The sequence below is a fragment of the Paenibacillus sp. VTT E-133280 genome (genome assembly GCF_002264385.1).
GTDB lineage: Bacteria > Bacillota > Bacilli > Paenibacillales > Paenibacillaceae > Paenibacillus_AQ > Paenibacillus_AQ nitricinens.
The window spans coordinates 1-22,348 of sequence record NZ_NFUX01000023.1; the positions used below are offsets into that span (position 1 = coordinate 1).

Sequence of the window (22,348 nt, forward strand, 5' to 3'; positions counted from 1 at the left end):
TTGTTGACTGAAGTATCATGTTTCTTAACTGGAAGCATCTCACTGTACTTTATAAAATTAATTCAGGGAAAGCGGTTACAAATGGCAGCATGTATGAAACACATGAAGGAGCGGATGATATGAGCACTAAACTTGAACGCAGCAAAATTAGAAAGCGCATACACTGGCGAAAGCAAGATTCCGAGTTAACCCTGCTCGCCTTGCCGACATTCATCTGGTATATCTTATTTTCTTTCTTACCGATGTTCGGTATGATTATTGCTTTTAAAAATTTCAAAATCAGCGGCAACTTTATTAGCAACGTAATAAATAGTTCATGGGTCGGCTTCAAAAACTTTGAATTCTTATTCAAATCAAATGATGCCTGGATCATTCTTCGTAACACGATAGGGTATAACATCATTTTCATTATTCTTGGCATCGTGTTACCGGTAATGTTCGCCATTATGATCAGCCTGCTGCATAGCCGCAAAGCAAGCAAGGTTTATCAGACCATGATGTTTCTCCCCTACTTTCTGTCATGGGTAGTTGTCTCTGCTGTAGGCTGGGCCTTCTTCAGCTTTGATAAAGGCATCCTCAATCAATTTCTTGTGGGTATTGGGCATGATGCAGTGAATTGGTATATGGAACCGCAATATTGGCCCTACATTCTTATCTTTTTAAACATCTGGAAGAGCATTGGTTATGGCATGATTATTTATCTGGCCACCATCACGGGAATCGACAGCACCTATTATGAGGCTGCAGTTATTGATGGAGCTTCAATCTGGCAGCAGACACGCTTCATTACCTTACCCATGCTAAAGCTAGTCATTGTTATGATGTTCATTCTCTCAGTAGGCCGTATTTTCTACACGGATTTCGGACTATTCTATCAGGTCACACGAGACTCAAACTCCCTCTTCAATGTGGCCACAACAGTTGATGTCCTAGTTTATAAACAGCTAAAGACCGCCACCGTAGGAATGGCATCCGCTGCCGCTTTCGTCCAATCGATGCTGGGCTGTATTACCATTCTAAGTGCTAACTGGATCGTTAAAAAAATCGATTCCGACAGTGCAATGATCTAGGAGGAGAGATTATGGCAAAGACACCCACCTATCAATCTGGTTTGGAGAAATTCAACCGCACAAGTAACGGTATCAATGCTTTGTTCACCCTAATTTTTATTCTGCTGGCCATTGCCTGCGTCGTGCCTGTGATCGTCGTGTTATCCATATCGCTTACCGATGAATCCTATATTCGTGAAACAGGATACAGCATTTTTCCAACCGCTCTATCCGGAGATGCTTACTCTTATATCGCCAAGCAAGGAACGATGATTCTGCGGGCGCTAGGTGTATCCCTACTTGTAACTGTCGTAGGTACTGCACTTGGCGTGCTGCTCACCACAACAATGGGATATGTCATTTCACGCCCGGCTTACAAGCTCAAGAACTTCCTCACCTGGGTTGTATTCATCCCGATGGTATTTAACGGGGGGCTTGTCTCCAGTTACTTTATCAACACAAATTTCTTGGGACTCAAAAACAGCGTTTGGGCACTCATCCTGCCGCTCGCAGTATCCTCCTTTAACGTTATTATTTGTAAAACCTTTTTCAGGAGCACGATCCCTGATGGCTTAATCGAATCTGCTGAAATTGACGGGGCTAGTCAGTTTCGCACCTTTTTCTCAATCATTCTCCCGATCTCCTTGCCTGTATTAGCTACGATTGGACTGTTCCTCTGCTTCGGTTACTGGAACGACTGGTTCCAATCGATGCTGTATATCGATAATCAGAATCTGTATTCGCTACAAGCGCTACTTAACAGCTTAATGTCCAATGCAGATGCGCTCGCCCGAAACTCAATAAGTATGGGTATCAGCTTTGCTGAGCTGGTCGCAACAATGCCTAAAGAATCTGCACGTATGGCTGTTGCTATTCTCATCGTGTTGCCTGTTGCCTGCGCGTATCCCTTCTTCCAGAGATACTTCATTACCGGCCTTACCATTGGCGCAGTCAAAGGCTAGTCCCGAAATAAGCCAAGCCAAGCTTGGTTTATGATATATAACCGTACTTTTACTACGGTACTATTCATCATTCAACACTAGGAGGAGTTAAAGTGAAGAACACCCTAAAGTTCACCTCAACATTGTGTATTCTCGCATTAATGCTGTCCCTGCTTGCTGCATGTGGCAACTCGAAGCCAGCGGCGTCCACAGCAACCAATGAAAACGAGAGTGGCACAACTGCTACTGATGCACCAACCACCAAGGAAATTCCTACATTGGTATGGTGGCTGATCGGTGGACAGGTTCCTGAGAATTTTAGTAAAGCGGTAGAGCAAATGAACGAATACACCGCTGAGAAAATCGGTGTCAAAGTGGACATCAAGGTGGCCAGCTGGGGAGAATGGGATACAAAAATCAATACCATTGTGAATACGGGTGAACCCTTTGATATGATGTTTACCAACAACACAAAGTACAGTAAGCAGGTCGCTATGGGAGCGTTCGCGGACATTACGGATCTGGTACAAAGTGAGGCCCCTGAACTTTACAAGTCTATCCCTACCAAAGTATGGGATGGTGTAAAAATTGGCGGAAAATATTTTGCTGTACCGACGTATAAGGATTCTTCATTAACTCAATATTGGGTATTCGATGACAAGCTTGTACAAAAATATAATATTGATTACCAAAACATTAAAACGATGCAAGATTTAGACAAACCTTTTCATGATATGAAAGCTGGTGAAGGCAAAAGCTTCTACCCGTTGCAGTTGATCCAAGGCGAAGGCTTCCCGGGCATTTTAAACAATTATGATGATATGACTTTAGGTTTCAATCCTATTGGAGTAAACGTTGAGGATGCTTCCAGGAAAGTCGTGTCCGTGTTTGAACAACCGGAAGTTATGACTAACTTAAAGCTGCTACATCAGTGGTATAAAGATGGTATTGTTAACCCGGATGCACCAACTAAAACTGAAGGCGACAAATACAGAGCATTCTTCTCCGCACAAGCCTTCCCTGGCGCAGAAGCTGGCTGGCAAATCACCGCAGGGATAGACAAATACGTCATGACTCAAATTTTTGGGCCTTTGTATACAACTAGTACAATTCAAGGCTCCATGAATGTAATCTCGGCAAATTCCAAATACAAAGTGGAAGCTATGAAATATTTGCAATTAGTGAATACAGATCCTAAATTAAGAAACATGCTTGCATTTGGTGAATTAGGCGTCGATTATAAGAACATTGACGGAGAGAAATCCATTGAGCGGATCAGTGATACATGGCCTTTGGCAGCGTACTCCCAAGGTACCTTCTTCAATCTTGCGGTTACGAAGGGAGCTCCTCTAGATCAGTGGGAACAAGTAAAAAAACTGAACGAACAAGCGGCATCCTCTAGCGTATTGGGCTTCGCACTTGATATTGGTGAGTTGCAGACTGAGGTTGCTAACTGCCAAGCTGTATATGATAAATATAGATATGAACTGCTTACAGGCGCTTCTGATCCTGAGAAGGTAATTCCTAAATTGCTGTCTGAGCTGAAAAATGCAGGAATGGACAAAATCATGCAGGTTGCTCAAGAACAAATCAACAATTACTTTAAGTAAAGCTTATTGAACTCACATGGTATATCAGCGCTGATATACCATGTATTTTCCTTTCATACTTTAAAATTTATTTGAACTAAAGTTACGCTTCATATATATTTACAGTGAATTATATGCTCTCTCAACCACAGCAACGAGAGACTTATTCCTCTATATTATGTGTCTGACCTTAGGGGGCATTACAAATGAGGTTTTGGAGGAGTTCTTTTTTTCACATTAAAATATATCGTAATAAATTTTGGGCATACCTGATCTTCATTGTAACCATCGGGTTAACACTGGGCACTATGACTAGCGCTATTCTTATTAATCAATGGATCGGAAACGCACGGATTGAAGCTGCGAATGCCTTTTCCCGTATTGAGAACAACTTTCAGAATGATGCCGACCGGATTGAAGCTTACATGCAAAGATTGTATTCCAATCAGGATCTGATGAAAGACGTCCGTTATTTTATGAGCCCTTCCGTAGAAGGGTATCTGACTAAAAGATTGAAGAATAGTCCTTATTCATCACAATCACTGCTCTCTTTTCCTGAGGATACTAAAACATATCTTTACAGCTGGGCCCAGGGAGATATTACTCAAATCAGCGTTCATACCAAGGACTACGGAAATGTTATCTATTTTAATAGTTTTGGTATTCCTAGCTTCCAGTTTGGCGTTCCAAATTCTGACGAAATCTTTGATGAAAGTATACAAAAGGGCTTCGTCTCTCGCAAAAAACTAAATCAAAGTGCTACAGAACCAGGGGAAATCCACTTCCAGATCAGTAGCAAGCGAATATTCAGTATCGTAAATAATTATCAACTCGGTAATGCGGCTATAATCAACCCCTCTACCGGGGAGATATTCAATATTGGTAATAATAAATCCATGACGGAAGAAATCACCCAACAAGCGGTTGCGAATAATAATAATCATGGCTTTATCGTATATAAAGGATATATTCCCATTTTCTATGTTACCTTTACATCTACCAAATACAATTATCGATTTATTAGTACAGTAGACTTGGCTGCACTAATAAGTCAGCATAGCACGGTGTTGCTCAATATATTTATGATCGTCTTTACCGCTATGATCTGTGTACTCCTGCTCGTAGTCTACAACCTTCGTGATGATTCGCGATTTCTGCACCGTATTATACAGTCAATCAAACGTGCGAAAACTGCTGACTTCACCCCAAATAAGCCTGCACGTTATCGTATGAATGAATATGGTATGATTGCCCGAGAAGTCGACGATATGATACACCAATTAGACAAATATATTCGAAATGAATACTTACTTAAGTTAAAACAGCAGGAAGCAGAAATGAAAGCGCTTCAACATCAAATCAACCCACATTTTCTTTATAATACCTTGGAGGTTATTCGATCTACTGCATTGGTTCATCAGAATGAGCCTACCGCAGATGCGATTGCAACCTTGGGAGCGTTGTATCGAGAAATTGTTAAGAAAGAAAATATTATTTCAATAGGCAGTGAACTAGAGCTGTTACGAAAATACCTGCAAATTATGGAGTTTAAATATCCTGAGCACTTTTTTTACCAAATTGATGTTGAAGATACTATTCTTGCTCTTTCTACTGTGAAGTTCTGGATGCAGCCCTTGGCAGAAAACTTCTTTGTTCATGGGTTTGATATAAATAAGGAATTTAATTTATTTATCGTGTCTGGTTGGGAAGATGAAGACTTCTATAGACTGGATTTCATTGACAATGGCGTACGAATTGATGAAGAACGGTTAACTGCCATCAGACGAATCCTCTCGAGTAATCATGACCATGCCACCAAAAGCATTGGATTATATAATGTCTATGCCCGGCTTAATTTTTTCTATCAAGACGATTTCTCGATTAGTATTGAGAACAACGATGAAGCTGGTGTCAAAGTCTCTGTACAGATTTCTAAGAGAGGTGATTAGATTTGTACAAACTTTTGATTGTGGATGATGAACCTCAGATTTTGGAAGGTATGAAACGTATTCTGGATTGGGAGCATTACGGATTTAAACAAATAGAAACCAGTGATTCCACTGAAGATGCCGTATTTAAAGCTGTAGATCTAGTTCCTGATATTGCAATTATCGATGTGTGTATTGGCAAAAATCTAGGGTATGATGCTATCCACAAGCTAAATGAAGTGAACCTTCCAACCAAATATATTATTATAAGCGGCTATAGTGACTTTCAATATGCCCAACAAGCCATTCGTTGCGGAGTAAAGGATTACCTATTAAAGCCTGTGGATCGAATCAAGCTGCAGGAGGTCATTGAAAAAATAATTATCGAAGATTTACATGGCACGATTAAAGATGTGAATGCTGACTCCATGAGTATTGATCCAGTACTGGGAATACATTACGATGCTTTCTCAAAGCTGGTCAATCGTATATTAATTATGATTAAAACAGAATTTGCTCATAATATTTCATTAAAATCCGTCGCAGACCGGTTTCAAATGAACAGCACCTATCTGGGACAAATCTTCATTAAAGAAACAAGTATGAAGTTCTCAGAGTATTTAATGAGCTATCGCATGCATCGTGCACAGGAGCTCATCCAAACGACTAATGAGAAAATACACTGGATTGCCCTTTCTGTTGGTTATAACAACCTGAACTATTTTTATACACAATTTCAAAATCATTTTGGTACCTCTCCCTCAAGTTTACGGATGAAAAGTTAAGGCTGGATCTATATTGCAAAGTGATTTAGGGGGCCGTGTCATGAATAGATATAGCTGCTTCATCTGTGGCATTATTCTGCTGTTCATTACATTGTTAACTGGCTGCACCAAGCAGAATTTGAACGCTGCGAACTTTAATGCAGAACCCACTGTAAATCTGATTTATTATACAATCGGTGATCCTGATAAGGATCTTGCCCTTGTCAACAACAAAATTAACGAGATATTAATGAAGAAAATTGGAATTACCATAACTTACAATAAAATTGGTTGGCAGGAATATGATGATCGCATGAATACAATGATCTCCTCTGACAGCCCTTTTGATATTGCGTTTGCTCCTGATTATGCCAAATACGCAAATCGTGGAGTATGGCTTAAATTAGATGACTATTTCACGAATCTAGCCAAAGAAATGTACCTTGCGATTGACCCTATCTTTTGGAAAGGGGCCAAGATGGATGACGGGTTTATCTATGGTGTCCCCACTAACAAAGAATTGGCTGTGCGTGAGCATTGGATGTATCCTGATTCATTGGTCAAAAAATATCACGTCGAAGTTAACCAATATAACACACTGGAATCGCTGGAACCTTTGCTTCGCATGATACAAAAAAATGAACCCGATTATTTACCCATGGAGCTTGATCGAGACTCACACAATTTTTTTGCTATGTACGGCTACGAATATATAGGGGACAACAGACTCCCATTAATGATCCAATCTCTGGATCCTACAGCTCCCGTTGTCAATATCTTCGAAACCCGTGAAGCCAAACATATATTAGATACGCTAAGACGTTATTACCAATTAGGGTTCATTAATCAAGATGCCGCCTTAAGAGAACCAGGAAGTTTGAAACGTGGTCTTAAGGTATTTTGGGAATCTGGTAGTGGCGGTCCACTCTCTGAGAGCGTCTGGAGTGACGATCTGGGGTATAAAATTGTAACCAATCCAGTAACACCCGAGGTGGCAACTACGGAAGCCGTGCGCGGAGGGATGATGGTTGTGAATGCAAATACGAAGCATCCTGTGGAGAGCATCAAATTTCTAAACCTATTGAATACCGATCCTGAACTGCGTAACTTATTTCAATACGGCATTGAAGGCGTTCATTATACGCTGGATCAGAATGATCAGGTTATCCTAATTTCGACAAAAGACAGTCAAGGAAATCCGCTTCCTAAGGCGAACGGCGGCTACACTGGCATACAATACACTCAGGGAAACTGGTTTATCTTAAATACATTAGGTGGAAGCTACCCTGACCCATTAAACAAGTGGGAACAATTCCGCATCTACAACTCCCAGGTTGTGGAGTCCGAAGTACTGGGCTTTACTCCCGATCTGTCAGAGGTCGATGAACAAATTGACAACATTGAGATTGTCTGGCGCAAATATTATCCAAGTCTTATGACAGGCAGTGTCGATGTCGATACCATTCTCCCGAAATTCAACCATGAGCTGTATGAAGCAGGTATTGATAAAGTACGTAAGGAAATCCAAAAGCAATTAGATATTTGGAGGAAATAGAAAGTCACTGTAAAGAAAGACCCCCAAGAAAGACACTTTAGACAAAGTGACCTTCTTGGGGGTCTTTATAAGATTAGTGACCCATCATCATCGCTGGATCTACCTCTTCACTGATTTTTTCAATTTGCTGCATCTTCGGCTTACGAAGAATTAGCGACATAACGATACCAACACTTACGATACAAGCGGTCAGGAAAAATGTATCTCCAAATCCAGCTACTAAGGCCGTTTGTGGATCGCCTGTTTTTCCGATTGTCGCCATGTGAGTATTAATATGAGATGTCAGATAAGCTGTAAGACCTGTTACTGCAAACGACACGACAACCTGTTGAGCTGCTGAGGTCAACGGCGTCACACGGCTAACCAAATCACGTGGAGCTGAGTTTAATACATGTGTATTGAGTGGCATCATGGTTGACCCCATACCTAACCCCATCACACACACCGCGACAATAACCATCCAAATCGGTGTATCCACATTTACCGTCGAGAGTATAAACATCGCAGCGGCGATAACACTCAACCCACAGAATGCTAATGGACGAGCTCCAATTTTATCAAACAACCGACCACTAATCGGCATCATCAGACCCGCGCACAACGCTTGCGGCATCACGATCCAACCGGTATGAAGTGCGGTATAACCTTTAATATTCTGTAAATACAAAGGAATCATCAGTGTAGCTCCGAACAATGCCATCTGTACGATCCAAGTAAGAATAATACCACGTGTGAAATCAGATGATTTAAACACCTTCAGTTCGAGCAATGGATACTTCTGTCTAAGCTCCACTATAATGAACAAGATTAACGCGATACCACCAATGGTTAAGCCTGTAATCGCACCTGTTGAAGACCAATCTGTTCCCCCTTCGCTCACACCATAAGCAAGCATAGCGAACGCGATTGGCGCAAGACACATCCCGAGAATATCAAGATGTGTTGACTTCTGAGGCTCAGTCTTCGGTAAATATTTCTTACCCAGAATAAAGGCCAAGATGCCAATTGGCAAATTGATAATGAAGATCCAGTGCCAGCTCACATAATCGACAAGATAACCGGAAATTACAGGACCAAAAGCTGGTGCCATCAACATTGGAATCCCAAGAACACCCATAATAGAACCGCGACGTTCAGGCGGAGCTAATTTGAATACCATCGCCATTCCGATCGGTGCAACCATACCGCCGCCTAGACCTTGAATAATACGGAATAAAATCAGTTGCTCGGGTGATTGTGCTAAGCCGCATAGAAGTGACCCTAAAGTGAACATCACAATCGTTATAAGGAAAATTCGCTTTGCGCCAAATTTATCTGTCATCCACCCGGCAAGTGGAATGACTGCGGATAGTGCTAATGTGTACCCCGTTATTGCCCATTGAATCGTCTTTAGATCTGTATTGAAATATTCCACTAATTTGGGAATTGCATTATTAACAACTGTACTATCCAGAATAACCATAATCATACCAACGATAATCGCAAGCAGAGGTGGCAGAATAGCTTTTAGGGAGAATGTGTCGCCTTCCTGCGTAAGGGGTTTTGTTGCAGCATTTGATGTCATTGTGATACCTCTGCTTTCTAAATTTTGACTGAATATTTGTGAAAATAATGCTCGAAAAACAAGTCGATGCTCTCCTCAATCGATAAAGGGATATCGAGTAGAGACGATTGAATGCGATCGTTCGGCTGACATTTAGCAGCAGGATTAACTTTGGTGAACGGTGACATAATGGCAGCAAACATATGCTGTGTCATCAACAATAAAGTCTTTGGATCTGTTATACCTGTCACTTCTGTCATGACTGCTCTTAATTTTTCGAACCCTTGTTGCTTCATAAAATGTACATATTCGGCCACCGATTCAAACAATGGATCATGGCCAAGAATTCGCTTAAGCAAATCAGGATAGTCTTGAAGAAATGAAGCGTACGTCAAAATGAATTGTTTCAACCGTTCGATTGGCGGATGTTCCACAACATCAAATATGTCAAACGCTGAGCGGAATGTTTCCAGAATCATCTTCATTGCTTCATGAATAAGCTTTTCTTTCGACCCGAAATAATAATTAATCAGCGCTACATTAGTGCCCGCTTCACTAGCAATTTTCCGAATGGTGACACTATCAATCCCTTCAGACTTAATCAATTGCAATGTGGCGTCCAAAATCTTCTCCTTCGTCATATAACTCTCCTCAACTCTACATACATTTAAACAGCGTTTAAAACAATGATTAATATACCTTGAAAACTTAATACGCGTCAATGGAAATTTCAGAAAATACCCCCACTGTTTTCAACAAAGACGGAATCATGCGATGCAGGGCTTAAATCTGAAGAACAAAAATAACCGGCCGAGAATATATCTCGCCGGCTGATTGTGTTTGTTTGTTCTCCTAGCCCTTTATCGAACCGATCATAACACCTTTTTCAAAATATTTCTGAATAAACGGATACACAATGAGAATCGGTAAAGTAGATACAATAATAACTCCATACTTAACCTGGTCAGCAAATTGCTGAGCATATCCGCCTGCACTGCCGCCCGAGCCTCCGCCTTGGGAGAAAACCTGGTTGGATAATAGAATATCACGCAGAATGATTTGTAACGGCTGCAGGTCATTAGAATGAATATAGATAAGCCCAGTAAAGAAATCATTCCAATGTGCTACCAGATAATACAGCGCAATGACCGATATGACGGACTTAGATAAAGGAATCGCAATATAGAAGAAAAATTTAAAATGAGTACATCCATCCAATGCTGCAGATTCATAAATTTCTTTAGGCAGTGAAGCTTCAAAGAACGTGCGTGCGATGATGAGATTAAACACATTCACTGCAAAGGGAATAATAAAAACCCACATCGAATTGGTCAAGGATAAATCCTTCATCAGGATATATGTTGGAATTAGTCCACCATTAAAGAACAATGTGAAGACGAAGAAAAACATCAGTAACCGGCGTGCACGGAACTCTTGTCTGGATAGTGCATACGCTGCAGGAATTGTAAGAAGCAGATTAAACAGTGTTCCCAAAACTGTATAAATAACGGTATTCTTGTACCCTATCCAAATACGCATATCCTGAAAAATTTGCTCGTAGCCAAAGAAACTGACTCCTCTGGGAAATAGAGTAACCTTGCCTGTGGAAACCAGTGTCTGGTCACTGACAGAAGCAATAATCACAAAGTACAAGGGATAAGCGACGATCAGGAAAATTAGAACACATAAGATAATGATCAAAATATCAAATAGAATCTCACCCGTGCTGCGCTTGTGAATAGTTGTCGCCTGCATAAGCATCACCTTTCGATGTTCTTTCCATTTACCAGAGGCTAATATCTGAGTTGCGTTTGGAAATCCAGTTCATGGTAACCAAAAAGAAAAAATTGATGACGGTATTAAATAATCCGATAGCTGACGAATAACTGAATTGATTGGAAAGAATACCAATTTTATAAACATAGGTGGAAATGACCTCTGATACGGGAAGGTTCAATGAATTCTGCATCAAGAATACCTTCTCGAATCCGGTTCCCAGTACATTCCCCATACTCAGAATAAATAATATGATGATTGTCGGAACCAAGGCAGGGATATCGATATGCAGAATCATCTTCCATTTGTTTGCTCCGTCAATCTTGGCAGCATCATAGAGACTTGGACTCACTGTTGATAATGCGGCCAGATAAATAATACTATTCCATCCAGCATGCTGCCAAATATCCGAAATCACAAACACCGGGACGAATGAATTCGTGGAGGCGAGCAAATTAATGTCTGCATCGCCAAGCTTGGAGATCAGTTGACCAAGGATTCCTGTATTCGGTGACAGGAGAACATTCAGCAATCCAACCATAACTACAATTGAGATAAAATGAGGCATATATACGATGGTCTGCAGCAGCTTCTTAGTGCGGAACCATTTCACCTGATTCAGTATAAGCGCTAGTATGATCGGTGCCGGAAATCCAAGAACGATTGTTGTGATGCTGATAATCACAGTATTTCTCATCAAATCCCAAAACTGATAGTTATTGATGAATTGTGAGAAATAATGCAGACCGCGCCAGGCCCCGCCTGCCAATCCACGCGAGAAATCATAATCCCTGAAGGCAAGCTGAATTCCATACATTGGAATATAGTTAAAGATGATAACTACAACGATCGCCGGAATAATCATAATCCATAATTGATAGTCGCGTTTAAGCTCCATTAGATTTCTTCTATGTTTATTGGGAGTTATTGAGGACATCATAAGCCTCCTTAATAAGGAGACAGCTTCTCTTCATCCTGTAAAGAAAAGCCGTCTCCAGATGTTCTATAAATCTTTACAGCTTATTTCTTACTTTTGTAATGATCATAGTATTTCTGCATAGTGGACAAGTTGTTATCCAGCCCCATCTGCTTAATGTTACTCACATAGGAGTCCCATTCCTTGGTAACTCCCCCTTTGGTAACCCACAGCGAGAACTTAGACATCGCCAGATTAATCATATTCGTATTCACTAACACCATGGCATTGTTGTCTTCCGGGTTATATTTAATGAACATGCTTGGTAAAATATCGTTATCCTTGTCAATCCCACTGAGGACCGCCTGCAGGGGTTCTGTCTGTTTGCCAACAGATTGCATATCAGTTCCAAGTGTCAGCTTCAATGAATCAGAGATAAAGGTAGGTCCATTATCCGCCCAGGTTGATGTCCACTTCCATGTGCCTGGGTCCATTTGGCTGTCAGCAGGTGGCAGGACCGCGTAGCTTCCATCTCCATTATCTTTAATGTTCGTACCAAGTGAACCGAATAGTACCTGCATACTAACTGTAGGATTATACAGCTCATTAATAAATTTCATTGCCGCTTCTTTATTCTTGGACTTAGCAGACATGACGACCATATTACCGCCGAAATTCAGTGAGTAGCCGTCATAGTCATAGGACTGCTTAATCGTTGAATCTGCCGAGACTTTAAGCGGAGCGATCGACTCATATTGTGGAGCCAAGGTGTTGCCGAAGCGGTCCGTTACTTCCCAGCCCCATGAAAAGCCAACCTTCGCTTTGTCCCCGCTGCCGCGCGCAACCGATTGGAATTTGGAATAATCCTGCGTGAAGGCTTCCGGGTTAATTAAGCCAGCCTGCCAGCACTTATTCATGAATTCCACGAACTGCTTGTATCGATCATCCACAAAGTAATTTTTAATCTGGCCACCCTCAGTGAAATATCCCTGACCACTACTATCCGTTAATGTAATACCTAAACTGCCAAGCAATATTTGTGGCTGAAAATAACCAAATCCAGTCGTCCCCACCGGAGCGAAATCCATAGGAATTTCATCATTTACATCACCATCTCCATTGGCATCCTTCTCTTTGAACGCCAGGAGCACATTATATAATTCATCCCAATTAGTCGGTTCCTTGAGACCTAAATTGTCTAGCCATTGTTTATTGATATATTGCCGGCTTACCGTATCCGGCCAGAATCGTTGATATTTCGGTAAACCGTATATTTTGCCATCCAGCTGTGTAGCAATTAATTTGGTCTCCGGCTTCTCTGTAAACATCTGTTGAATGTTAGGGCCGCCTGTTGAAATGAGCTCGGTTAAATCCTGAAAGAGTCCGGTGAACTGGGCAAAATCAGCATCCGTGATCACATTCGGTCCTATAAGGATATCCGGAATATCTCCTCCGGCTAACAAAGCGCCTTTTTTCTGATCCCAGTCCGCTGAAATTTCTTGCCACTCAATATCTACCCCCACTTGCTCCTCAACCTTGGCCAACCATTCCATTTTGGCGAACTCTTGCGTAAGAGGATGCTTCAGCATGATCCCTTTTAGTTTGACTGTACCGGTTGTAGAATTCGTTGACGAACTTGAATTAGAAGAAGAGGCACCCTCATTACTCCCGCCTCCACACCCCGCAAGAATTGTTCCAAATAGGCTAAGTGCTAATACGGGCTTCATTACCTTTGACAAATATCCCCTCATACAACGAACCTCCCTTTTTGGTTTAACGCGCACGTTCAAGCTGTGAGGCGAGCAATTGGAATATAATTTATTGCTTCTTGCTGCTCGCGCTTTACATGACAGCCACATCGCAACTTTAACCCGGGGTTGAGGCGGTTGTATACGAACAAGAATTTAAGTATTCGCAATATTTGAAAGCGTTAACAACTTTATAATTTCGGGTGTTTTTTGAATTCGTTTTCAATTATTGTTGACGTTCAAATTTGGTTGAGCATAATAATCCTCATACCCCTGTTGATATATTCGGTACAGTACTGGCAGTCCCATTTGTTTCAGCTGATTAATATACTGATCCCATTCTTTATCTACAGTTGAATTCATAATCCATTCCGCAAATTTCTCATCGACCAGTTTAAATATATCTGATTTCGCCAAGGCCATTTCATTAAGCGCCTCTGACGAAAATTTAATCATCGGATAGATGTCCACTGGTTTAGGTTCATAAGCTTTATAGATGCTGTCCAATTCTCTTCGTATCGTTACCGCAGGAGGAACAATCGTTTTGTTCTCCAATGATTGCGAAAAGTAAAGCGGACCATTATCCACGAGAGCATTCGTCCATTGCTGTGTATCCTGATCACCTTCTGGAGCGGGTACTATGGTATATATGCCGTCAGATTCCTTAGCCACATAATCAGGCATGGAGCCGTAATAGCCTTGGATCGAATTTTCCTCAGAGTAGAATTGATCAATCCATTGAATGGTCTCAACAGGATGCGGATTAGCTGTTGTCATGCTAAACAGATTGGTTGTTATTCTTACGCGAGAAGGACTCATTGGCCATAATGGCGCCACATTACTACTGCTGCGCAGCGGTGGCAAAGCCACATATTCATCGGCCCATTTACCAACGCGATCTGTTAATGACCAGCCGAAGGTCACACCAACCGTTGCCACATCATCTTGTTGCGCACTTGCTTTCATTCCTGAATAATCTTGCGTGAACACGTCAGGGTTGATCAGCTTTTCCTTCCAGAGCTCTGCCAGGTAAGAGACTAAGCTCTTATATTCATCACTCTCGAACAAAAATCGGATCTGCCCTTTCGTCACTCCGATCATCTCCTCGGTGAAATTATCTGTCACTCCATAAGCCCCTAGTAAACTGGTCACACTAAATAGACCTCTGCTCCCCAGACTTCCTCCAGCACCTGCCCACCAGTCCATTCCAAGCTCATCCTGCTTCCCGTTGCCATTGGGATCTCCATTGCGAAAGGCGGTTAATACCTCGCGCAATTCTTCCAGCGTAGTTGGTTCTGTCAGTCCAAGCTTATCCAGCCATTTCTTATTAATCATCAAGACATTATAGCTATCTGTATTAATGGGTCTTACACCGGGAAGAGAATACATCTTCCCATCCGGAAATGTACTCACCCGCTTGGTTTCGGGAACTTCCTCAAACATTCTCTTGATATTCGGGGCATATTTATCGATATATTCACTAAGATCTACGAATTTATCTTTATTCGCGATGATATCCTGATCGGTCAATCCAGCCAAAAAAGCATCAGGCAATTCTCCGCTTGTCAGAGCAGTGCTTTTCGCTTCTTCCCATCCGTTACGTTTCTGCATCCAGTTCACATGAATTTTTGCATCAGAAGCGATGCGATTCAAATAAGGAATATCCTGAAGATTCTTGGATAGCTGATGTGTAGGTGTCATCACGCTAATCTGTACCCTGTCTAGCGGCTCTACATTGCGCTCTGTAGTATGTTCAGACTCATTATTCGCACTGCATCCCTGGAGCAGTATAATCACCGGTAGCATACATACACATATAACCCATCGTCTCATTCCTCGCATATTGAATCCCCCCGTAGCTTATATCTGCAATAGACAAGAAGATATTCACTTGTTAAACAATCTGAATTGCCCAGGTGTGACTCCTACATGTTTTTTGAAGGCACGAATAAAGCTGGAAGGGTTAGTGTAGCCTACCCTGCCTGCAATCCAATCAATAGTTTCATCGGAATGAATAAGCAGCTGCTTCGAATGATTGATTCGGCGCCCATCCATAAAGTCTTTAAAGTTCTGTCCGGCGTTCTTCTTGAAATAGTGGCTAAAATTCGACACCGACATCCCAAAGTGATCGGCAATAGCTTGTAGTGAGAAGTTGATATCGAACTGATTCTCTTGAATATATTTAAGCACTTCATCCAATGTAGCTGCCTTAGAGGAAGTATGCGTACTAGCCATCAATTCACATAATATATCCGCACTTTTCTCTAAAATTTCAGTGATCTGGGCTACCGTAATACGATTGTGAAACGATGTAATCCCAAGCTGCTCCATATTCTCCTGATGCTTTAAACGAATCAGATTGTTTAATATAATGGTCGAGATATTTACAAATACAGCCCGAATCATATAGGGAGGCGTTCGATCATGTTGTAGAAACTCAATGAGTCGTTGAACTGTTTTCTGCACTTCGGTGACATCACCCGTCATGATGAACAATTCCAGCGATTGAATCGTTTCAGCAGGATAAGGTACAGGCTCATTCCGCTGCTGCATCAGATCATGAAAGGACAGGATGGAATCTTCATTCTTGATGCGTAAATGTTCGACTGTTCTAAGCGCATTAATATAAGAAGCATGAAATTCGCCTGGGTTATCAACGGTATTTCCTATTCCGATCACAAGCTTAGCGCCGGTAACCAATTCAATCTCAGCCTGCAGCTTCATGAACATCTCCCGTAATGCTTGCTCCGCTGTGTGTGTGGAAATAAATAGAATATCATCATTATGAATACTCCGAATAAAATACCCTTCCATTGCGTCCTCGGGCTGTAATTTAACGCTCTTCACAATTTCAAATACTTGCTCGATATCTCCAATCACATTGATGACCACAGTCGTGCATTTCGCATACGTAAAGGTGATGCCATAGGACTTTGCCTCAAGCAGCATGTCTTGAAGTGAAGAGTACTGTCCACTTATGATTTCATACAGAATATTATCACGTAACTTCGGAACGATACTTTGGACATTCCGGTCTAATTGCTCTTTTGACTGAAACAGGTTCTGGATCGTGGAGCGTATAATATCAAACTCATTGCCGCCACTTTCCGTGTTGCCTTTAAATGCATGCCTGGAGAATTGGACAAGGGACTTAATCGGGGCATAATTATTACGGATGGATAAATAGATGATAATAATCTCAGTAAGCAGGATGGATATAACGAGAATAATTGTGTTGCGCTGCGTTTCCTTCGTCTCCATTAGTACCGATTCCAGCGGATTCATGCTTATGTATTTCCAGCCATTCTGCTTGGAAACGGTCTGGGAGGCAATATAAGCATCTCCGTCATAATCCATTTCACCGCCTGATGGTGATGCTTGCAGCTGCTGAATAAATTGCTTGAAATTCGCCTCATGCAAATCATCACGATGGTTGAGTGAAAAGATAGGGGTGTTATGTTGATCAAGAATGATGAAATCTCCTGTATAGCTATTAGACACTGACTTCATCATTCGCTCGATCGTATCATGCCTGATCATATAGATGACGCAGCCTTCGGATTGGTCGACACCTAGAGGAAGAGGAATCATCACCGTAATCATCTTAACGCGTCCTTCGCCAAGAATGGCAACATCCTCTGAAGGGCGAACTTGAATAGAGTTGATTACATTGATCTCTTGGTTGAACTGCTCTTGACTCCAAGACGTATATACATAACCATTCTTGGGATTCATAAAGCGCTCCAACTCATAGATATACCCTGTACTTGAGAACAGATACCCACTTTGTTTGATATATAAGAAAGTATCATTCAAGAGGGTATCTGTTGTTTTGTATTTCTTCATCTCATTAGCCACGACGTATCGCTGGTATGCATCATTTTTTAATAAGGATAATTTGATTTCAGGATTAGCTACAATCGAAGTGGGGAGAGAATAGATTGGCCGCATAAACAGATCCATACTGCTGGCTACTTGCTCGGTAATATGTGTATTCCAGTCCAATATTTTATTCTTCACAATTGAATTGGAATATGGATAGTAATAAAAGATAATAACAGAAAGCGGCAGCAACAAGACAATAATATATGAAAGTAGAAATTTCCATAAAATATTTATTTTAAATTTACGCATTTTTACCTCCATAATCATAATCACTGAGGAGTAGCACTGGGATGTGCAGCTATACTAAGTTCATCTGTCCTTCCTGTATCTCAACATCGTCAACCGAGGATTTCCAATCTTATCACTCCCACTTGTTAGATTTAGGCTGAATAAGGAATGTTCCAAACAAGATTTATGTTTTTGTTAATCATTTAATAAATCTACATATGAATACGGTTACATCGCTAAATTAGCACATGCATTGGCGATTGTAAATACCGAAACGGTATTCATATAAACTTATTTATATTTAATTAAATTAAATCTGCAATGCTGTAGCTTTCATGTTGAGAAATTCACACTGGAGAATGGGTTGCTTAACAAGAAACTACTTATCTTGATGGAGTGATATTCTCCCGACATTCAAAAGTCTTTGTACCATAGGGACAACGAGGAAGAGTTCGTCATATTGCCCTTCCCCTACCCATATACATAATATGAACTACATTGATCGACCCATCTATATGAAGCCAAACCCCATTTCGTGAGGGTTTATTCAGGTTGGATCTACAGAATTATAGGAGGGAGCACAGAATCATGCCAAGCGAAGAAATTAATGCGTTGGAGCGGGCGATTGCTGAAATTACTGAAATAGCTACTGGCTTCGGCTTGGATTTTTATCCCATGCGTTATGAAATATGCCCAGCAGATATTATTTATACATTCGGCGCTTATGGAATGCCAACACGATTTGGTCACTGGAGCTTCGGAAAGACAATCAACAATAATAATGAAAAAGAAATAAACCTTATACACCAATGATTTAAGCTCAGTCGCACCCACTTAAAGGAGCAACTGAGCTTATTTTTCACGACTTTAAAATCAACATCTCCATCACACCTTTTTTGTAGCTTTCTTCAACCGTTTCTTGCGTGTGAGAAATAAAAATATCCCCTAATTCCATAATTATTTCGGGTGGAATGTTAACTTTTGTCCGCAGAAGATCCATGAATGCTATGTAACCATTTTCTTTTTCACTCACAAGTATATCGTCACTTATTTCCGACACCCTTTTATCTATACTAGGTTCAAGCCACAAAAATATGTTCTCCATGTTGTATCTCTCCCTATTCTGTAATAGCTAACTTAAGTGACTAACGTTAATTATGCCATATGCTGTCCAGTAAACATCTTGTCAATATAAATTCGCCGTATAAACACTGTAATCAAATGTAGATAAATGTGGTAAAGTAAATATAGAGCTTTTATTAATTCGTTTCTCTCAAGGACTTACCCTACCCGGTAAGTCCTTGTTCCATTTTTTATGATATAATTCTTTACGTAATCACTCCTAACCAAAGGAGATAGAACTGTGGTTAAAGTCTCCAGAGGGAGATGTCTACTTCAGGACTGGTTAGATCTAAAAGGAATGTCTCAGGCTGAATTATCCAGAAGAACTGGTTACGCTGCTAGGATGATATCCTTTTATTGTTCGGGATCTAGGCCAATGAGTACTAGTGCGATGTACATTATATCGAGAGTACTCGGCATTCATATGGAAGATTTATATGAATGGAAAATGAAGTAGGTTGCGGCAAACGCCGCCCCTCTCGGATATTTTCGGTACCTATAGGTACCGAAAAAGAATACTAATCACCTCATTTCTTCTACATCATTGGTTATTCTACATAACTATTGTAACATTACCACAATGTGTAATATGTCGAATAATATCGAAACTTTATGCGTGATCCTAGTACGGATTTTTCTTGACTTTTACAGTAATGTATGAGCAAAAAAAGATCCTAACTAGCATAACTATCTAGTCAGGATCTTTTTTTCAATAGAGGTAACAGATATTCCGCTCTATTTCTTGCTATTGGTGATGTAAATTCAGTACCTTTAAACCTTACGGTATACCCGAACATATCTTTGTCTACCTGATCAATTAAATCCAGATTTATAATATTCCCATTGTATGCCGGATAAAAGTAAGGAATAGCATCTTTGCACTTCTGAAGGGTTAAGCCTACAGTATAAACACCTGTTTTAGTGTAGAAACGCGGAACATTATAATTCTTCTTCGGCTCCCACATATCTATGTAAAACACATCGCTAACAGATATAAATTCTCCCTCACCCAACGTATTTAAGTTCAGTATAGGAGCTACCAAAATAGATCTGGTATCCAGTTTCCTTCTTTTCGCTTGTTCAACGATATCATCCAAACTCGACACGGTTTTAATATTAATACCTGTACTCAATTCAGAATTTCTAAAATATGCTATCCCGCCGTAACTTCCGGTCTTAAAACGACTAACATTCCTTATATTCACCAGATTATTTCCATCGAGAGAGCAGAAATCCGGAAAAGCAGCTACGCATTCTTCCATAGTCGTCAAGATGGTAAATGAACCATTTATTGTATGGAACAATGGTGTGTTGTAGTTGCTTTTCGGTTTCCACATTTCTACGCTCATGATATCTTTTTCTGAAAAATGGTGTTGAGAGTTTCCTCTACCATTACCGACTGCGACACCAACAACTAAACGATTATGATCATCCATAAAAACTACTCACTTTTACGCAGTTCTTTAGGAACCGGCATTGCTCCGACAATTGTCTTTCTGCCTTTAGCAGCCTTTAACGCAAAATCAGTTGTCAGTTTAGACAAAATGCGTGCTGTAGATTTCTTCAATTCACACACCCCCTTTCCTAGGGTATATAGGTAGTATCAAAATAGCTTGAACAAAGAAAGAAATTGTTACTATTGAATTCGAAAAACACAGGCCGACTATCACTATTGCAATAGAAGTTAATTTTGACCAATGTTCATTGAATCCGACCGCATTTATATCCTCATAATCATTCGGGGCGTACATCCACATTATGACAAGTGAAATTAATCCTATGGAATATTGAACTGGTTGACTAATTTCAGCCAAAGGTATGAGTGCTGCAGCTAGACCCGTTACGAGAGAACATAGAGTGATTGGAAGATGAACCCCGCCTGAAAACTTCCGAAGTGCCATAAATGATAGAAGTGCTATCATCGAACTCAATACGTTACTAAAAATATAACCGAAAATCACTGTGGAAATGATACCGAAATAGAGATTAAGTTGGATTCCAATACCATATTCTAATACTTCAACTGACCCTGGACCTTGTGGATCATCCGACTTTATTTTTATCGCTATATGCCTCGATAGCTTTTCTAATATCATCTTTATCACTCCGACCTGAAAAGTAAAATGAAATTATAAAGGAAATTGCTGCAATTATTAGTAATCCTAATGGATTGGAACTGTATAAAAGAAGCACTGTGACAGAAACAGTTAACAATGAAACTATACTTCCTAAAAGGAGCATTACATTTCTTCTCGTAAGATAGTTTTCTTTTGAAAAAAAATCATGTGGTGGTTTTATAATAAAGGAGAACCCAAAATTGAACTTACTCAACAAGATAGATAGCAACAGTGTAATTGCAATACATGATGTCTGGAAAAAATATAGGTAAAGACCGTTGTTTTCACTTAGAATACCAACATGAATCAGATCCATCCAATCATAAACATAAAAGATGGCCATTTGAATTATCGCGTATGCACATATACCTGCCCCAGCAATGAAAGATGCAATGTGTGTCTTTACCTGCATTCCAAATCTTAAAAATAAAACAAACAAAATATATTGTGACGGTAAGTCAATCTTAGGAACATTCAAAAGCATTCGCATCAAATATGAAAAAAGGGCAATGAATATTGCAAATGAGATAATTTTAAAACGATATCCTTTGACTGGTAGCATATAAAGTTTCAAAATTAAAAGTACCGCAGCTGTAGCATCGAAAATACCTAGTAAAATATAAGTTAATGTATCCAACATAGATAAACACCGCCTGAGTTAGTATGTTATACATGATTTATTATAAAGGAGATCTTTTAAAGAAATAGTAGTTTTTCACATTCAGGCGGTTACGTTATTGATTGCATATACTTGCTTCTTCCCTCCCATCTGTATGTTTCTCAAATCCTTGTCCCCTGCATATGCTCAACGTAACGAAATATCGTTATTTATGTATTTCGTTATATTAAATATACTCCTTTATCTCAACCTAGTCAACATAAATAACGATATTGCGTTATTTATGTATTAATGTTAGATTACTTAAAGGAGGTGTACATAAAATGATTCGAATAAAATTACAAAAAATCATTGATGAGCGCGGTATAACTCAGAAGCAGCTCTCAGAGTTTTCAAAGTTGCGACCTACTACTATAAGTGAGTTATGCAACAACCTACGGACATCTATTAATCGAGAACATTTAGAAAAAGTTATGATTGCATTAGGCATTAAAGAAATATCAGAGATAATTGAATATATTGAAGATAAAGAAACCTCGTCAGAATAATTATCTGACGAGGTATTTCA

General features: G+C 40.2%; 20 protein-coding genes and 1 pseudogene. 9 read left to right on the forward strand and 12 right to left on the reverse strand.

What is annotated here, in order from left to right; genetic code table 11:
- The first annotated feature begins 119 nt into the window (after positions 1 to 119).
- The 6 genes from CA600_RS12170 (at position 120) to CA600_RS12195 (ending at position 7,826) form a co-directional block, all read left to right on the forward strand.
- Complete coding sequence (locus tag CA600_RS12170; RefSeq protein WP_094870502.1) at positions 120 to 1,070, forward strand: ABC transporter permease; 951 nt, start codon at positions 120 to 122, stop codon at positions 1,068 to 1,070.
- An 11-nt stretch (positions 1,071 to 1,081) separates the two neighbouring features.
- A complete protein-coding gene (locus tag CA600_RS12175) occupies positions 1,082 to 2,011 on the forward strand; it encodes a carbohydrate ABC transporter permease (protein WP_094870416.1) in 930 nt (309 codons plus the stop codon).
- A 92-nt stretch (positions 2,012 to 2,103) separates the two neighbouring features.
- Positions 2,104 to 3,600: an ABC transporter substrate-binding protein gene (locus CA600_RS12180; protein ID WP_094870417.1), complete on the forward strand. Its 1,497-nt coding sequence runs from the start codon at positions 2,104 to 2,106 to the stop codon at positions 3,598 to 3,600.
- Between the two features lie 185 nt (positions 3,601 to 3,785).
- Positions 3,786 to 5,528, forward strand: coding sequence for a sensor histidine kinase (locus CA600_RS12185; protein ID WP_256989820.1), 1,743 nt, complete (start codon positions 3,786 to 3,788; stop codon positions 5,526 to 5,528).
- Positions 5,529 to 5,530: 2 nt separating this feature from the next.
- On the forward strand, positions 5,531 to 6,292 hold the full coding sequence (locus CA600_RS12190; RefSeq protein WP_094870418.1) for a response regulator transcription factor: 762 nt from the start codon (positions 5,531 to 5,533) through the stop codon (positions 6,290 to 6,292).
- Between the two features lie 40 nt (positions 6,293 to 6,332).
- Positions 6,333 to 7,826, forward strand: coding sequence for an ABC transporter substrate-binding protein (locus CA600_RS12195; RefSeq protein ID WP_094870419.1), 1,494 nt, complete (start codon positions 6,333 to 6,335; stop codon positions 7,824 to 7,826).
- A 73-nt stretch (positions 7,827 to 7,899) separates the two neighbouring features.
- On the opposite strand, the gene CA600_RS12200 is transcribed toward CA600_RS12195, so the two are convergent.
- The 7 genes from CA600_RS12200 to CA600_RS12230 all read right to left on the reverse strand — a co-directional run bounded on the left by CA600_RS12200 (position 7,900) and on the right by CA600_RS12230 (position 17,943).
- Positions 7,900 to 9,390, reverse strand: coding sequence for an MDR family MFS transporter (locus CA600_RS12200; RefSeq protein WP_094870420.1), 1,491 nt, complete (start codon positions 9,388 to 9,390; stop codon positions 7,900 to 7,902).
- Positions 9,391 to 9,407: 17 nt separating this feature from the next.
- Positions 9,408 to 10,010 (reverse strand): TetR/AcrR family transcriptional regulator, encoded by a 603-nt coding sequence (locus CA600_RS12205; protein ID WP_094870421.1) that lies wholly within the window; start codon positions 10,008 to 10,010, stop codon positions 9,408 to 9,410.
- Positions 10,011 to 10,221: 211 nt separating this feature from the next.
- Positions 10,222 to 11,130 (reverse strand): carbohydrate ABC transporter permease, encoded by a 909-nt coding sequence (locus tag CA600_RS12210; protein ID WP_373455854.1) that lies wholly within the window; start codon positions 11,128 to 11,130, stop codon positions 10,222 to 10,224.
- Between the two features lie 22 nt (positions 11,131 to 11,152).
- Positions 11,153 to 12,082, reverse strand: a complete 930-nt coding sequence (locus tag CA600_RS12215; RefSeq protein WP_094870423.1) for an ABC transporter permease — start codon at positions 12,080 to 12,082, stop codon at positions 11,153 to 11,155.
- An 83-nt stretch (positions 12,083 to 12,165) separates the two neighbouring features.
- Positions 12,166 to 13,812, reverse strand: a complete 1,647-nt coding sequence (locus CA600_RS12220; protein WP_094870424.1) for an extracellular solute-binding protein — start codon at positions 13,810 to 13,812, stop codon at positions 12,166 to 12,168.
- 219 nt (positions 13,813 to 14,031) lie between these two features.
- Positions 14,032 to 15,651 (reverse strand): extracellular solute-binding protein, encoded by a 1,620-nt coding sequence (locus CA600_RS12225; RefSeq protein ID WP_094870425.1) that lies wholly within the window; start codon positions 15,649 to 15,651, stop codon positions 14,032 to 14,034.
- 45 nt (positions 15,652 to 15,696) lie between these two features.
- A complete protein-coding gene (locus CA600_RS12230; RefSeq protein WP_179281602.1) occupies positions 15,697 to 17,943 on the reverse strand; it encodes a helix-turn-helix domain-containing protein in 2,247 nt (748 codons plus the stop codon).
- A gap of 567 nt (positions 17,944 to 18,510) precedes the next feature.
- On the opposite strand from CA600_RS12230, the pseudogene CA600_RS12235 reads away from it, so the two are divergent.
- Positions 18,511 to 18,696, forward strand: a pseudogene (locus CA600_RS12235) (SpoVR family protein); the annotation flags it as partial.
- A gap of 85 nt (positions 18,697 to 18,781) precedes the next feature.
- Here CA600_RS12235 and CA600_RS12240 read toward each other — a convergent pair.
- The gene (locus CA600_RS12240; RefSeq protein ID WP_094870427.1) at positions 18,782 to 19,027 is read right to left on the reverse strand and encodes a hypothetical protein; all 246 of its coding nucleotides are present in this window, start codon (positions 19,025 to 19,027) and stop codon (positions 18,782 to 18,784) included.
- A gap of 258 nt (positions 19,028 to 19,285) precedes the next feature.
- On the opposite strand from CA600_RS12240, the gene CA600_RS12245 reads away from it, so the two are divergent.
- Positions 19,286 to 19,501: a helix-turn-helix domain-containing protein gene (locus CA600_RS12245; RefSeq protein ID WP_094870428.1), complete on the forward strand. Its 216-nt coding sequence runs from the start codon at positions 19,286 to 19,288 to the stop codon at positions 19,499 to 19,501.
- Positions 19,502 to 19,739: 238 nt separating this feature from the next.
- On the opposite strand, the gene CA600_RS12250 is transcribed toward CA600_RS12245, so the two are convergent.
- Genes CA600_RS12250 through CA600_RS12260 form a run of 4 tightly spaced genes read right to left on the reverse strand, consistent with a single transcriptional unit; the run spans position 19,740 to position 21,801 of the window.
- Complete coding sequence (locus CA600_RS12250) at positions 19,740 to 20,480, reverse strand: hypothetical protein (RefSeq protein ID WP_094870429.1); 741 nt, start codon at positions 20,478 to 20,480, stop codon at positions 19,740 to 19,742.
- Between the two features lie 5 nt (positions 20,481 to 20,485).
- A complete protein-coding gene (locus CA600_RS31785; protein WP_256989822.1) occupies positions 20,486 to 20,611 on the reverse strand; it encodes a hypothetical protein in 126 nt (41 codons plus the stop codon).
- Position 20,612: 1 nt separating this feature from the next.
- Complete coding sequence (locus CA600_RS32190) at positions 20,613 to 21,140, reverse strand: accessory gene regulator B family protein (RefSeq protein ID WP_094870430.1); 528 nt, start codon at positions 21,138 to 21,140, stop codon at positions 20,613 to 20,615.
- Entirely contained in the window at positions 21,088 to 21,801 is a 714-nt protein-coding gene (locus CA600_RS12260) for a hypothetical protein (RefSeq protein WP_094870431.1), read from the reverse strand. Before CA600_RS12260 ends, CA600_RS32190 begins: the two co-directional genes overlap by 53 nt.
- A 302-nt stretch (positions 21,802 to 22,103) precedes the next feature.
- Here CA600_RS12260 and CA600_RS12265 point away from each other — a divergent pair, with 302 nt between their 5' ends.
- A complete protein-coding gene (locus tag CA600_RS12265) occupies positions 22,104 to 22,328 on the forward strand; it encodes a helix-turn-helix domain-containing protein (RefSeq protein WP_094870432.1) in 225 nt (74 codons plus the stop codon).
- Positions 22,329 to 22,348 lie beyond the last annotated feature (20 nt).

Excerpts from the sequence above, each read along its gene's own strand:
- CA600_RS12185 (WP_256989820.1), top strand. The coding sequence starts at position 3,786 with ATGAGGTTTTGGAGGAGTTCTTTTTTTCACATTAAAATATATCGTAAT.
- CA600_RS12260 (WP_094870431.1), bottom strand. The coding sequence starts at position 21,801 with ATGTTGGATACATTAACTTATATTTTACTAGGTATTTTCGATGCTACA.
- CA600_RS12265 (WP_094870432.1), top strand. The coding sequence starts at position 22,104 with ATGATTCGAATAAAATTACAAAAAATCATTGATGAGCGCGGTATAACT.
- CA600_RS12205 (WP_094870421.1), bottom strand. The coding sequence starts at position 10,010 with ATGACGAAGGAGAAGATTTTGGACGCCACATTGCAATTGATTAAGTCT.
- CA600_RS12170 (WP_094870502.1), top strand. The coding sequence starts at position 120 with ATGAGCACTAAACTTGAACGCAGCAAAATTAGAAAGCGCATACACTGG.
- CA600_RS12215 (WP_094870423.1), bottom strand. The coding sequence starts at position 12,082 with ATGTCCTCAATAACTCCCAATAAACATAGAAGAAATCTAATGGAGCTT.
- CA600_RS12230 (WP_179281602.1), bottom strand. The coding sequence starts at position 17,943 with ATGCGTAAATTTAAAATAAATATTTTATGGAAATTTCTACTTTCATAT.
- CA600_RS12200 (WP_094870420.1), bottom strand. The coding sequence starts at position 9,390 with ATGACATCAAATGCTGCAACAAAACCCCTTACGCAGGAAGGCGACACA.
- CA600_RS12225 (WP_094870425.1), bottom strand. The coding sequence starts at position 15,651 with ATGCGAGGAATGAGACGATGGGTTATATGTGTATGTATGCTACCGGTG.
- CA600_RS12220 (WP_094870424.1), bottom strand. The coding sequence starts at position 13,812 with ATGAGGGGATATTTGTCAAAGGTAATGAAGCCCGTATTAGCACTTAGC.
- CA600_RS12240 (WP_094870427.1), bottom strand. The coding sequence starts at position 19,027 with ATGGAGAACATATTTTTGTGGCTTGAACCTAGTATAGATAAAAGGGTG.
- CA600_RS32190 (WP_094870430.1), bottom strand. The coding sequence starts at position 21,140 with ATGATATTAGAAAAGCTATCGAGGCATATAGCGATAAAAATAAAGTCG.
- CA600_RS12195 (WP_094870419.1), top strand. The coding sequence starts at position 6,333 with ATGAATAGATATAGCTGCTTCATCTGTGGCATTATTCTGCTGTTCATT.
- CA600_RS12175 (WP_094870416.1), top strand. The coding sequence starts at position 1,082 with ATGGCAAAGACACCCACCTATCAATCTGGTTTGGAGAAATTCAACCGC.
- CA600_RS12250 (WP_094870429.1), bottom strand. The coding sequence starts at position 20,480 with ATGGATGATCATAATCGTTTAGTTGTTGGTGTCGCAGTCGGTAATGGT.
- CA600_RS12210 (WP_373455854.1), bottom strand. The coding sequence starts at position 11,130 with ATGCTTATGCAGGCGACAACTATTCACAAGCGCAGCACGGGTGAGATT.